The sequence below is a fragment of the Lysinibacillus mangiferihumi genome, from assembly GCF_003049665.1.
Taxonomy (GTDB): Bacteria; Bacillota; Bacilli; order Bacillales_A; family Planococcaceae; genus Lysinibacillus; species Lysinibacillus mangiferihumi.
Genome location: NZ_PYWM01000012.1, coordinates 77093 through 90270, shown reverse-complemented (window position 1 = coordinate 90270; position 13178 = coordinate 77093). Strand labels below are relative to the sequence as shown.

At 37.4% G+C, this 13178-nt stretch carries 15 protein-coding genes; 3 read left to right on the top strand and 12 right to left on the bottom strand.

The features are described from left to right. Nucleotides 1-254: 254 nt before the first annotated feature. From bshC to C9J37_RS12965, 7 genes are all read right to left on the bottom strand, one after another. Nucleotides 255-1871 carry a bacillithiol biosynthesis cysteine-adding enzyme BshC gene (bshC, locus tag C9J37_RS12995; protein WP_107895676.1) on the bottom strand — a complete coding sequence of 539 codons (1617 nt, stop codon included), beginning with the start codon at nucleotides 1869-1871 and terminating at the stop codon, nucleotides 255-257. A 101-nt stretch (nucleotides 1872-1972) separates the two neighbouring features. Beyond that, on the bottom strand, nucleotides 1973-2368 hold the full coding sequence (locus tag C9J37_RS12990; RefSeq protein WP_107895675.1) for a DUF3397 domain-containing protein: 396 nt from the start codon (nucleotides 2366-2368) through the stop codon (nucleotides 1973-1975). Further along, complete coding sequence (locus tag C9J37_RS12985) at nucleotides 2365-3267, bottom strand: ketopantoate reductase family protein (protein ID WP_107895674.1); 903 nt, start codon at nucleotides 3265-3267, stop codon at nucleotides 2365-2367. The genes C9J37_RS12990 and C9J37_RS12985 overlap by 4 nt, the downstream gene beginning before the upstream one ends. A gap of 371 nt (nucleotides 3268-3638) precedes the next feature. Next, on the bottom strand, nucleotides 3639-4016 hold the full coding sequence (locus C9J37_RS12980; protein WP_024362152.1) for a transcriptional regulator: 378 nt from the start codon (nucleotides 4014-4016) through the stop codon (nucleotides 3639-3641). Nucleotides 4017-4126: 110 nt separating this feature from the next. Continuing rightward, a complete protein-coding gene (locus tag C9J37_RS12975; RefSeq protein ID WP_107895673.1) occupies nucleotides 4127-4894 on the bottom strand; it encodes an enoyl-CoA hydratase/isomerase family protein in 768 nt (255 codons plus the stop codon). 280 nt (nucleotides 4895-5174) lie between these two features. Then, nucleotides 5175-5348: a 50S ribosomal protein L32 gene (gene rpmF, locus C9J37_RS12970; RefSeq protein WP_010858320.1), complete on the bottom strand. Its 174-nt coding sequence runs from the start codon at nucleotides 5346-5348 to the stop codon at nucleotides 5175-5177. 24 nt (nucleotides 5349-5372) lie between these two features. Then, nucleotides 5373-5906, bottom strand: a complete 534-nt coding sequence (locus tag C9J37_RS12965) for a YceD family protein (RefSeq protein WP_107895672.1) — start codon at nucleotides 5904-5906, stop codon at nucleotides 5373-5375. Nucleotides 5907-6163: 257 nt separating this feature from the next. Between C9J37_RS12965 and C9J37_RS12960 the strand changes: the two genes are divergently transcribed. Continuing rightward, a complete protein-coding gene (locus tag C9J37_RS12960) occupies nucleotides 6164-7375 on the top strand; it encodes a nucleotidyltransferase (protein ID WP_107895671.1) in 1212 nt (403 codons plus the stop codon). A gap of 281 nt (nucleotides 7376-7656) precedes the next feature. On the opposite strand, the gene C9J37_RS12955 is transcribed toward C9J37_RS12960, so the two are convergent. Next, a complete protein-coding gene (locus C9J37_RS12955; RefSeq protein ID WP_107895670.1) occupies nucleotides 7657-8703 on the bottom strand; it encodes a SepM family pheromone-processing serine protease in 1047 nt (348 codons plus the stop codon). A gap of 119 nt (nucleotides 8704-8822) precedes the next feature. Here C9J37_RS12955 and C9J37_RS12950 point away from each other — a divergent pair, with 119 nt between their 5' ends. Continuing rightward, nucleotides 8823-9722, top strand: a complete 900-nt coding sequence (locus C9J37_RS12950; RefSeq protein WP_227665412.1) for a hypothetical protein — start codon at nucleotides 8823-8825, stop codon at nucleotides 9720-9722. A 116-nt stretch (nucleotides 9723-9838) separates the two neighbouring features. Here C9J37_RS12950 and coaD read toward each other — a convergent pair whose 3' ends face one another. The 3 genes from coaD to C9J37_RS12935 form a co-directional block, all read right to left on the bottom strand. Continuing rightward, entirely contained in the window at nucleotides 9839-10381 is a 543-nt protein-coding gene (gene coaD / locus C9J37_RS12945) for a pantetheine-phosphate adenylyltransferase (RefSeq protein ID WP_069510287.1), read from the bottom strand. Further along, nucleotides 10329-10895, bottom strand: coding sequence for a 16S rRNA (guanine(966)-N(2))-methyltransferase RsmD (gene rsmD / locus C9J37_RS12940; protein ID WP_103977329.1), 567 nt, complete (start codon nucleotides 10893-10895; stop codon nucleotides 10329-10331). The genes coaD and rsmD overlap by 53 nt, the downstream gene beginning before the upstream one ends. Nucleotides 10896-10970: 75 nt before the next feature. Then, nucleotides 10971-12395 (bottom strand): RNA polymerase II, encoded by a 1425-nt coding sequence (locus tag C9J37_RS12935; protein WP_107895669.1) that lies wholly within the window; start codon nucleotides 12393-12395, stop codon nucleotides 10971-10973. A 56-nt stretch (nucleotides 12396-12451) separates the two neighbouring features. Here C9J37_RS12935 and C9J37_RS12930 point away from each other — a divergent pair, with 56 nt between their 5' ends. Further along, nucleotides 12452-12841, top strand: a complete 390-nt coding sequence (locus C9J37_RS12930) for a DUF7147 family protein (protein WP_024362161.1) — start codon at nucleotides 12452-12454, stop codon at nucleotides 12839-12841. 2 nt (nucleotides 12842-12843) lie between these two features. Here the strand turns inward: C9J37_RS12930 and C9J37_RS12925 are convergent, their stop codons facing one another. Next, on the bottom strand, nucleotides 12844-13116 hold the full coding sequence (locus tag C9J37_RS12925) for a YlbG family protein (RefSeq protein ID WP_024362162.1): 273 nt from the start codon (nucleotides 13114-13116) through the stop codon (nucleotides 12844-12846). Nucleotides 13117-13178 lie beyond the last annotated feature (62 nt).

Below are 13178 nucleotides of genomic sequence, written 5' to 3'. Positions count from 1 at the left end.
CTAGTCACCCCACTTTATTAAATAATGTACCACATCGCCCCACTTTCCTCCACTTTTTTTAAAAAAAACTTGACAATTTCATCTTATATGTGTGTTTAGACCTTTAGACAAGTGTTCGTTTTGTGCTAAAGGGCATAAAAAAAGAACTACTCTTAGTAGAATAGCTCTTTTTTTTCCTGCAAAACCGACAGTTTTTTTCAAATTTACGTTCAAACCCTAGCTTTTAATGATTCTAAAGACTTATGCTCACAAGATTATAAATAAAGGAAATAGTGGTGATTTCCAATACGATATGTTTTTTTCAGCATTTCTTCCACTAACGTAGGTCCAAACTCATTTATATATTGATATGGATTATAAGAACGCTCTTGGAACCCATCATTTGGATACAGCTCATTTTGAAGTGTCATAAATTTTCGAATAGTAGTCTCATGCTTACTTAGCACCGTTTGTTCTACCTTTTGCTGTAAATACTCAAACTGTCTAACATGATTTTCTTTGTTTTTTTCAAGTATTTTATTTAATGACATTTGTTGTTCTGCAAAATAGCGCTCAAGTGTAGCGTATTTTTCTAAAAGCAGTTGTTGCATGTCTAAAATTTGACGCTTCGCTTCATCATCTTGCACTTCAGCAATAAATTGCTCCTTTAAAGCGAGCGCTCTACCATTCCATATATCTTCAACCGTTAAATGATATTCCCGTAATAGTTGATCTACATGGCGCGTAATAATCGTAATATTGAGACGTGGCGCAAAAATTGGCATTTGTAAACCTAATACAGCAAATGCATCCTTTAACGTCGCCCAGTAAGCAAGCTCACCAGGTCCACCAACAAATGCTAATACTGGTATCGTCATTTCCTGCATTAACGGACGTGTAACAACATTATTACTCAAATTCTCAGGATGTTGCTGTGCAATCGTTAAAAGCTCTTCATGCGAAAGTTTAATATTTGCTGCTAAATTAACAAATTGATGTTGTCGTCTTTCTAATAAAAAGCGCTCTCCATCTTTAACATAGAACAAATTAGCTGCATCTTCAGTTGCTAATATCGGCTTACCATAACCCGCTCTGTCCAACGCAGCTTCTTTTTCTGTTACTAGTCTTGCAATTTCTTTACTATGCTGAATAAGCTGAACAAAATGGTTACGTTCATATTGACGGAATTTCACATTAGCTGCATCAATCATTAGAAGACCTTCGTCTTTGAACAGCGTATTCATTAGTTGTGCAAAGAAATCAGTAAATGTTTCACTTTCGTTCAACGCATCCAAAAGTTGATTGAACAATCTTTCAGTGTGCGCTGTTTCACCAAAGTCCTTGATGATCGTATTAATTAATTGGGTCATCGCTTCTTTGTTTAAGTTTGTTGTCGAAGCCATTGTTTTTCTTCTTGAACGTTCACCATACGCACGTTTTTTTATATCCGTATCGCGCATTGTAAATGTATGGTTAATTTCCTCTAAGTCATGATCTTCCCCAGCAATCCAAAAAATCGGTACAACTGCTCGTTGAAGCTTTTCACTTTGCTCTTTTGCTAATGTTATGACCGAAATTGCTTTATGAACCGAGTAAAGAGGGCCAGTTAGTACACCCGCTTGTTGCCCACCGACAACCGCAACAGCTCCTTGCTCTAGTTGTTGCAAATGCTCATTCGTTTTATCTGATAAGCCAAGTGGCTCCATAAACTGACGAATTATTGCTGTTAACTCTTTTTGATCACCTGCTCGCTGTTCTAAATATTCCGCTCGCATTGCAAACGACTTATCATTGTATTCATATTCAAAAAACTCATGAATGGCAGTATTTGGCGACCAATAATCTGCTAGCACACGATTTTTTACGGGTACTTGGATTGACTCCAGTTTCATTTAACACAAACTCCTCTACTCACTAAATCATCGTATTCCTTGTAAACATTTTTTAATGCTATTATTTTACCCCTTCTGTCTTCAACATGAAAAGAAAATGCTTATACAGATTGTAAATATCCTACAACAGATTGAATCATACCGACTAGACAAATTAGAAGATACGCTGTACTAAGTACTAAAAATAAAAAACGCCAAATTTTTCGCAATAGCGGCCTCACTTCAATTTCCTTTTTAGTACGCCAATCAACATATGTAAAAACCATCGCTAGCACAATTGCTAGCATGACTAAAAGAGCCCCCACATTCACTTTCCACAACGCACCAATTGCCAATGGCACGGAAAAAAACAGACAAAACGTCGTGACATCTGATGCTGCACCAAATGCATGCGTGCCTCTAATATTAACCTTTCGACTAACAGCATAGACAATTACAAATAACAGAACTGGACAAAAAATAATAACACTTATGACTATATGTAAAATATCTTTCAATATTGCTCACCGCTCTCTTCCATCGCTAGAACTTGGTGATATAAAATTCGCAAAGTAGGTAAAGGATAACCGTTTGCTGAGGCTTTTTGTAAAACTGCCCCTACAATCGTATCCACTTCGCTTTTTCTCCCCTGCATGCGATCAGCTAGCATCGAGGATGTATTCTCCCCTGTTTTTTCACACAAAGTTATTACTGCTGAAAATGGAATCGTTTGTTGAACGTCTACAAAGGCCTCTGTTAACTCTTGATATATGGTATGCATTAAAAAGAACGCATGCTTATTTGTTAATAATTCACCGTTCTTTATTTGCAATATAGCCGTTAATGGATTGATAAGACAGTTCAATACAGCTTTTTCAAAAAGCATTTGTTCGGCATTTTCAACCATTTCTATTGGGCATAAAGGATTTTGTATCTTTAGCAACTGATGAAATATTCCATCGTTCCCACGCGCTACCCCTATTTTACATAGACCCATCCCTCTATGTTGGACTGTGGTTAAATTAATTATTTGGGCACCAAAAGAAACCGAGCAAAAGGCTATCGTTTGCTGCGGTAGACTTAAAGCTTCATCAAAATGCGCTAAACCATTTTGCACAAATAACAATGGCACTTCCTTTGGAACATCTACTAATTGTTTATAAATATTTTGTAGTTGCCGATATTTAACTGCTATTATAATCAAATCTGGTTTCGATACCGTCTTCAACTCTACTGTAGAAGCAATTTGATGCACTGTCTGCGTACCATCTAGATGAACCCTCGTTAAGCGCTTTAATTGAAGTTCATCTGCTTGTTCCTGTCTTCTCACCACTAACGTTACGTGCATATGAGCCTCAGCAAGGAAACTAGCCATTAGCTGGCCTACTGCACCAGCTCCAATAACAACTACATTCACAATGTTCGTCACCTCCACTTAATGAAAAGAAGCTATCTAACAGTAAAAACAAACTTTTAAACAGCCTAAATTGACCAAGCTAATAAACACTTTTCCAACATTTACTATGCCTGTCCTATCATAACACAATCACTACTTTGCCTTACGCTATAGAAGGAGGTGCCTCAGAAATAACTCTGAGACACCTCCTTTGCAGGTGTTTCTATTATACAAGATTGGTTGGCAATTACGATACAATAATGGGTATTTTCATACAATGAAGGTAAACATTTAGTCAACATTAGCGTTTACACCTTAATTTCTTTATAAGCACTTACCCTAATCTGAAAATGAACACAATCTCTACTCATGGGCATTTTTCCTTCAAAATGTTAATCTTTCATTAACGAATAACCTTGCTGTAACCATTTCACTAGCTTTTCATGTTCATTTTGTAATTCACGATGTTTAATTTCAAGATTTTGATAGGCTTCAGTTAATTCATCAAAACTCGTTAACGCTAATTTCAAATGGCTTCGCATAGATTGTTGAGGTTGATTGCGAACAGCTAAAAGCGATTGACTATATTGCCCACGCAATGTTTTATTCCAACGAAAACCACATGCTTGTTTCGTACGTCCAAGCTCATTAGCAGCCATTTCAAATGCCTCTAACTGCGTTTTACCGTTTTGCACATTATGCAAGACAATTTCTGCTAATCTTTCATCGTCTTCCTTTGTCCATTGATCTTTTCTTTTTTTCAGTTCCATAATCTATCACCCTCACATTTTTTACTACTATATGCGTTACCAGGCAAAATAGAATCACAGGACGAAAAAAGACAGTGATTATGTTTCGAGCTAATCACTGCCACTATACACTACTTACTGTTCTTTTTTGTTAGAAAATTATTAACTGCCTCGTGATGCGCTTGACTTTCCCATAATTTCGCACATGTGCGAACTTCCTCCATAACGCGCTCATACATATTACGCTCCCGCCATTTACGAAGTTCAATTTCCTTATAAGCTTTGTGCACAGCAGGATGTATTTTGCGCATATGTTCAATAAACTCATTCAAAGCAAGTTCCTTCGATCCTTCAAATACACGCATTGCCCAACCAATCTCATATAGTAAGTCAGCTGGATATGGCTTTGCATCCACTAGCATCTTCATTGCGCGGTCATGGCGTAAACCTCGTTCAAATAAGTAGGTTCCGCCACCCCATCCACTTGTAATTGCTAATGTCCCTTGAATAAAGCCACATTTAGCATGACTAGCCACTAAACGAAAATCACAAGCAGTGGCAATCTCACACCCACCGCCTACAGCAGTCCCATTAATCAGCGCTATCGTCGGTACTGGTAATGTAGCAAGATCATATAAAATTTCCCCCATCTTACTTAACATCCCAAAGGCTTCATCTTCTGTTTCAAGAGCATGAAACTCCGATAAATCCCCTCCTGAACAAAAAGATTTTTCCCCTGCTCCTGTCACGACTAAAAAACGCACATCGTCATGATTTTGTATATATGTAATTACTTGTCGAAGACCATCCATTACCTCATTGTTCACAGCGTTTCGCTTTTCTTCACGGTTTATGGTAAAAGTCATAATCCCATCTTGATTATCAATACTATAAGCCACTATAGTTCCCCCTTTGTCCCCATCAATTATGCGTCGGCTTAATCGGAGTCTACTTGAAAAGCCCCCTCCGAAAATGCACAACATCCGCTAAAACCTTAGCACTTATTCAGCAGTAGTTTGAAACCTCACTGAAGCAAGCTAAATAAATTGTATCACACTATTGTTATAGCACTATATAAATTTAAAATATTTATGAAAAATTCTGTTATTTCAAGCAAACAAAAAGGCTAGTAAAGAGCCATGGTCTCTTTACTAGCCTTTTAAGTGAGCAAACACTGTATTATTTGCTTACTACTTCTTTACCTTTGTATTGTCCGCAAGCTTTGCAAACACGGTGTGATAATTTTGCTTCACCACAGTTTGGGCAAGCTACCATACCAGGTACAGATAGTTTGAAATGCGTACGACGCTTTCTTTTTGCAGTTTTAGAAGTTCTTCTAAATGGTACAGCCATTGATGGCACCTCCTTACAGATCGTCTATTCGTCTGTTTGATCAAAATACTTAGCTAAAGCAGCTAGTCTTGGATCCACTTTTGGTTCGTCAGTTTTTTTGTGAAGCGCCACGTCTTCATCTGTTGCGTAAGACCAATTTTTACCACCTTGCACTTGTCCTTCGGTATTCTCTTTGAATACTTGCAATGGTACCTCAAGAAGCACTAGCTCCTCAATAACTGGCTTCATGTCGATTACTTCACCATCAAGATAGTGAATATCACCGTCATCTTCCTCTCTTTTTTCCTCGTCAATCCAGCTGAATATTTCAACTGTCTCAACTTCGATAGGAAACTCAACATCTTCCCAAGTGCGAGCACAAGGTAGTGTTAACGTTGCTGTCACAGTTAGCTGACAAGTCATTTGCGATGCACCGAATGTACATAGCCCTTTTACATGAACGGGCGAAATTGCTCGAATATCCTGGTTTCGCTCCATCACCTCATCCAATTGGACATAGGTATCGATCGGCATTCCGTCTTGACGGTATTTAGATAATTGATGAATTGACCATTTCATTCGTTTAATCACCTCGAGACAACACTGTTGATTATATAATGTGTAAAAATAGATGTCAAGATAATTTCTTGTCACCACTCGAAAACCCACCTATAATTAAGTACATCTAATTTGTATTTAGCCTCTTGTCGTAACCGGGCATTGAATCATCAGTAGTTATAAGCAAAATTTCATCTAGATGCACTGTAACACTATTTGTAGCATCTTGACTGGTCAAAATCAAGAAGCGAAAAATAGAAATAAAGGGGGTTTTACATGTGAAAGCAGTCGGCATTGTTGTTGAATACAATCCTTTTCATAATGGACATGCTTATCATTTGGAACAGGCAAAAAAAGTAGCGCAAGCGGATATAGCAATCGCTGTGATGAGCGGGACATTTTTGCAGCGCGGTGAACCTGCCATGGTAGATAAATGGACACGTACAAAAATGGCACTCGCTAGCGGTGTGGATATTGTTATTGAGCTACCGTATGTCTATAGTACCGCACCTGCAACTGATTTCGCAAAGGGGGCGATTTCATTATTGTCGGCAATCCGCTGTGATGCATTTGCCTTTGGTAGTGAAGATGGTTCCATTCAGCCCTTTTTGAACACCTATCAGTTAATTTCTCAACACCGTACTGAATACGACTCGCTTATTAAAGAAAGTGTGCAAACAGGTGTTAGCTATCCTAAAAGCTTACATTACGCCTATGAACAGCTTTCTCAAAAGTTTCCTGCAACATACATTGATTTAGCACAACCGAACAACATACTCGGATTCCATTATATTGAAGCAGCTATGATGCTAGGGAGCCAAATTAAGCCTTTAACCATACCTCGTATAGCAGCAGGATATCACGATGCACTACAGGAAGGGGCATCGATAGCAAGTGCAACCGGAATTCGCAAAGCGCTCGCTTCAACAGGATCTTTACAAAGCGTTCAAGAAGTACTGCCAGATGCATCCTTTCATTATTTACAAGATTGGATTTTACAATACAAGAAATTCGCTAGTTGGGAGGCTTTTTGGCCGCTCCTACAGTTTACCCTTATAAGACACAGTGCAAGCGAGTTAACACGTTATGCAGAAGTTACAGAAGGTATTGAACATGCGCTACTAAAAGCAGCTAAAACAAGCAACTCCTTTAGTAGTTTTATGGAGAAAATTAAATCTAAACGCTATACATGGACACGTCTACAACGCATGCTAACACATATTTATACCGGTTTTACAAAAGAGCAGCTAAAAAGCTTTCAAGCGCCTTCAACAATTCGCTTACTCGGTATGAGTACAAAAGGGCAAGCTTACTTAGGCGTACATAAAAAGGATTTCACATTGCCTTTAATAAGCCGAGTTGCCTCTACGAATGATGCGATGCTTGCAGTAGATATACATGCTGCTGAAGTTTATAGTTCTAGTATAGAACTAGGCGCACAGCAGGCTACATTACCAAAAGATTATCAAATGCCGCCGATTCGATTTTAACGACACGACCTAACTTAATAAAATAGATGGCTACTACCGTGTGAGAGGACGCTATAAATCCTTGTAAGGGGCTGGGGGCATAACTTTAATTTAAAAATAAGGGTATATCTCATTATTATGCTAATGCCCTTAAATCCGCGCTCTAGTTTCTGATAGCTTAAGACAATGATTTCTGCGAGCACAGCATATAATGTAAGACACAACGACAGCTAAAGTAAAAAGTGTTAGATTGATTGTCAGCAATCTAACACTTTTTCAGTTTGACAAGTTAAAATATCGCATTATTTTGGTGCTAGCTGTTTTAAATAGGCAATCGCATCATCGACTGTTTTCACAGGGACAATTTTCATTTTCGTCCCAATTTCTTTAGCCGTCTTGACAGCCGTCGCATAGTTCGATTCTAACTCAGGATATTTCGCTTTCATTTCAGGTGTAATTTCATCATCTGGTGCAAAAAATATTTCCATACCATCACGATCTGCTGCAATAATTTTGTAGTCAATACCACCAATACGTCCAACAGAACCATCGATTAACATTTCACCAGTTCCAGCAACAGCATAGCCTTTTGTTAAATCCTCATCGATTAATTGATTTAATATCTCTAGTGTAAACATAAGCCCCGCTGAAGGTCCGCCAATATCTTCGGTTTTCATCGTAACACTTGGATTAGTTTCAATCGATTTACTCTCCGCATAGGTAATCCCTAACCCAGCTCGTTTTTCCTCTGCTTGTGGAATTTCTTTCAATGCAATGGTTTCTTGTTGTTCCTTTTTATCGCGTAAAAACTGAATCGTCACTTGATCCCCGAGTTGTTTTTTGGACAAAAGCTCCACAAGCATTTGTTGATTCGTAATTTCTGTACCATCCACTTTCGTTATTTCATCTCCAGCTTTTAATAATCCATCTGAAGCGCCACCATCTAAAACATTTAATACAAATACGCCATTGAAATGTATTTTCGCCTCTAAGCCCGCTCTTTGAAAAGCTACATATTTTGCATTGAATTGAGAATCTGACATTAATTTCAGTTGACGAACATTATATTCCTCGTCATCCTCTAATGGATTTCTTACTTGTTTAATATCCATTATTTTTTCATATTTTTGTGTTTTCGCCCAGAGATACGAAAACGGTGTAGCTTGTTGCATAGCAACTGTCATTAAACTCATCGAACCCGCCTCATCAGCATGATTATTGGCGACAGTGACAAATTTACTAACATCGTATGCACTTCCAGGCTTCATAATATACGCGTCTAGTCGGTATAACATAAAAAAACAAAGCGCGACTAAAAACACTGCATAAAGACCAATTTTTTTCTTCATCGAATGGACACCTCCTAAGACGCACGCAAAACTATTAGTTCATGTTTTTGCCTTTTTTACATATATTGATTTTAGCATTTGCCTATGTGAATGACAAAAAGTTGAAACGAGATGATATCATGTTTGCGACAATTCAAATAGCGCTCTGCATACTTCTTATCCTATTACTCTTGTTGTTCCCACAAACTGCTCATAGTGGTACCGATTTAGGATTAAATCTTTTTATGGAGGCGTTATTCCCTTATTTATTGCCTTATCTTATTTTAACGCAATGGTTACTTCGTTTAACCGCTCCTATGCGTGCAAAAACAAAACGAATTTCTCTATACGTACAAGCCTATCTTATTAGCGCACTTGGTGGATACCCGACAGGAGCCACAACAATTGTATATTTAAAAAATAGTGGACAATTACACCTAAAAGAGGCGAACTTTTTACTTGCCGTTTGTCATGCCCCAAGCCCTCTTTTCGTACTAGGTTTTGTCAGCCTTGATTTATTAAACAGTAATACGTTTGGTTGGCTGTTTTTATGTTTACTACATAGTTTTAATATTTGTTGCTTAGTAGTTGGTTATTTTTTATTTCGTAAAACCGACCCTCCTACCATTTCTGTACACAATACCGTCTTATATACAGCCCCATTTTCAGAGAGCATAAAAGAAACGGCACCAACCATTCTATTAGTTGGCACAACCATCATTTTTTTCACAACCATTCAAACCATATTACAACAAGGATTAGATAAAATGTTACCTGCTATTCCACAAACAGTTGAGCTTGCTATCGCCGCGATTCTTGAAGTAACAAACGGATTAAAAATGACGGTTACTGAGTTTTCTGATTTCCCGTATTTATCATTACTCGTTGTCATAATGTTGACGATGCAAAGCATAAGTATTCATTTGCAAATTTTTGTTATTGCAAAATCAGCCAAGCTTTCTGTCAGACCTTACATCAAATTTCGCCTTCTTAGCATAATCATTGTGCCCACAATTTATGCTGCTTTTTTCTTACTATAGTGCCAGTCACCCAAACAATTCTGAATTTTCATTGCTTAAGCCGTGTAAAATGGTTGTATATAAAAAAGACTATAGAATGGACTCGAATTTTTTCAAGTCCGTCTATAGTCTACAGATTATTTGGCAAAACCATATTTTTCTTTTAAAGCTCGTTCAACACAAGCTGGAACCAATTCACGGACATCGCTTCCGTATTTCGCTACCTCTTTAACAATGCTAGAGCTTAAGAACGAATATTGATTTTTTGTCATAATAAAAAATGTTTCAATCGTTTCATCTAGAAAACGGTTCATTGAAGTAATTTGCATTTCGTATTCAAAATCCGAAACTGCTCGTAATCCACGAACAATGGCTTTCGCATTCTTTTCTTTTGCATAGTCAATCAGAAGACCGGAAGAACTCTCGATTCTGACATTCGGCAAGTCCTTTGTAACTTCCGCCATTAATGACATCCGTTCATCTACAGAAAATAATGGATGCTTGGATGAATTGTTTAACACTGCCACATAAACCACATCAAAAACATCTGCAGCACGCTTGATAATATCTAAATGACCAAATGTAACAGGATCAAAACTTCCAGGAACAACAGCAACTTTCTCCAACTTACTCTCCCTCTTCCCCAGCACAACGATAAACCGAAATAATCGTTCCGCCATATGTTTCTTGTCTTTGTAATAGAAAAGCACCAAAGCTAGAAGGCAATTCTACCTCTTTTGCATGTTCACATAAAATAATACCATTGCGTTGTACTTTATCATGCTCGACAAGCACCTGTACTAAATCATAGTATTCTTTATGATGGTAAGGCGGATCTAAAAATACAAGATTAAATGTAATATCACGCTTTAACAGCGCTTTCACAGCACGCTTTGCATCAATGCGAAACAGCTCTGAACAATCTTCATATCGACACTTCTTGATATTTTCCTGTAATACCTGATAGGCTTTTGCGTCTTTTTCAATGAAGACAGCATGTTCTACACCTCGACTAAGCGATTCAATTCCTAAACCGCCACTTCCAGCAAATAAATCGAGTGCTGTTCCTCCATCAAAAAAGGGACCGATTATATTAAAGATGGATTCTTTTACCTTGTCTGTTGTAGGTCTTGTTGTACTTCCCGCAACAGCCTTTAGGGGCATTCCTTTGCGTTCTCCTGCTACTACTCTCATAGATGTAATTCACCGTACTTTCTGCTACATATAGAAAGCATTTTTGCAGCGAAAGACATCCTCCGCTGCAAAAAATTATTCTTGTTCTTGTGTTAACACTTGAATACGACCATCACTTTTTTGTAGTTCTACTAAAAATAGACGTTGTAACCAAGCTTCTTCTACATAATAATGATCCACAATTTTTATAATTGGATCAGAGATTGTGGAATATCTACGTTGATTGAACACGTAAAATCCAGATTCTTTTGGGAAACGGAATGTTCGATTATCACTATTCACATAATAGCCGTTTTTCCCTTCACTAGCTGTATAACCTAGGTATGGTAGCAATGTATCAGCACTGTATAATACTTGACCCTCATATAAAATAACATGAACATCTTTTTTAATTGTGCCATCTACATAAATACTACGCTCATCTTCCAATAATAATGGATACGTACCATTTTCTTGGCTTGCATTCAATTGGAAATACGAAGTTTTTGCATTCAATACTGTTGATAATAGCTTGTCCATTGAAACCGGCGATATCGGCTCTTGTCCAAGATTGTGCATCGCATCTTTCCATGCCACCTGTTGATCTGATGTCATGTACTCTTTTAATGTCTTCACAATTGCCTTTGACTTATCTGAGCCAATTGAATCCTTCACTAAATAGGATGCCACAACTTCCGCCAACCATGCCGGTGAATTTTCAAATGTATATTGCGATTGAATTTGCGAAAGAATCACTTCCTGCTCCACCGCTTGAGGTGTTAGCGTCGGTAAAAATAATAAACGTTCATCATGTTGGGCAACAGGATTTTTCTCTTGAATAATCGCTATATGCTCATCATTTAAAAACTTGATATTTTCAAGTGATTTTAAGAAATCGTTTGAAATTGCCTGCTGTGCATAAATTGTTAAAACAGGTGTCTGTTCTTGTGCCTTTAAATTACCAGCCTGCCAGTAAATATCACTCACTGCACCGTTTCCACTAAACATCGTATAGTTAACAAGTGATAATTGTTGCTGACCTACTAAAGGTAAACCTGTAATCCATTGACCAACAGTTTTACTATCTGTTGAAATATGAATGACAGAATAAGATACTTCTCCATTCGTTAAAGTAGCAAATACATTTTGAAGAAGCATTTTGTCTTTCAGTCCGCCCTCAATAGGGATTATGTATGAAACAGATTGTGATTTTGTTTCGCCTTTAGCAAAATAGGATGCTTCCTCTGATAAACGTTTACAACTATTTTCATTCTCGATAAAACATGTTGGGTTTGTTGCATCGTCCGGCCATTTAATTTTCACCTTTTGATTTGGTAAATTTTTAAAATGATGACGAATATCAAGACTATTTTCACGATACACAATCTCAATTTCTTGAGAATAGTGGAATGGACCACCGTTTCCTGATTCTAAATCAGAAGAATATGCCTGATATTGGAAAAACAACACACCTGTAACGACTAATACTAAAATTGTAAAGAAACTCATTGCAAATTTCATGTGCTTGACCTCCCGCAGCATGATACTATGTGTATTGGAAAGGATGTGCAATATATATGCCACAACAATTTATAGAATTAGGAGAAGGCTATGGCGATGTTTATGAACTACTTGAAATTATTAAAACAAATCAAGGTCGCTTTCACCAAGCCTTTATACTAACGTCTACAAAAGAAGATAAAAAGGTTGCTTCTTTAGCTATTGCTTTAAAACCAGTCGGAGAAAGTAAATTCATGCCGATTTATATTTGTCGCGAAGGAATTCCATTTCAAGAGGACAAGCCTTCAAAGCGTCAAATCATGTTCGAAGAAAGTATTGAACAACTGGGTCGAAAAGCGGTTGTTGTAGAAATAAAGCACTCATCTATATTTTCGGAGCCAAAACTATTTTATCAATACTTAATTGGAATAATGAGACTACATCACTATATCCCAGCATTAAATTAATGTTATAGGCCCGTTTTATAGTCATATTCCTTCGCTTTATCCGGCTTTGCATTTTCGAACTCAGTTTTAACGAAGGGACGATAAGATTCCACAACGTCTTTCACAAATGGAAGGCGTTGTAATTTTATTGTCATCATTTCAATGTCCTCTCGATCGCAATACAGTACTACATATTTTTGCTTACGAGAAATGTAATGAACATGACCATATTTTCGAAGTGATTTCGCATGTTTTAATTGATGGACGTAAACGATTAGCCCTTGTCGTTCGTTCATATAGTTTTCCCTCATTTCTTACATAAAAGCATACCATAGACCGGAAAATGATAGCAACAGAG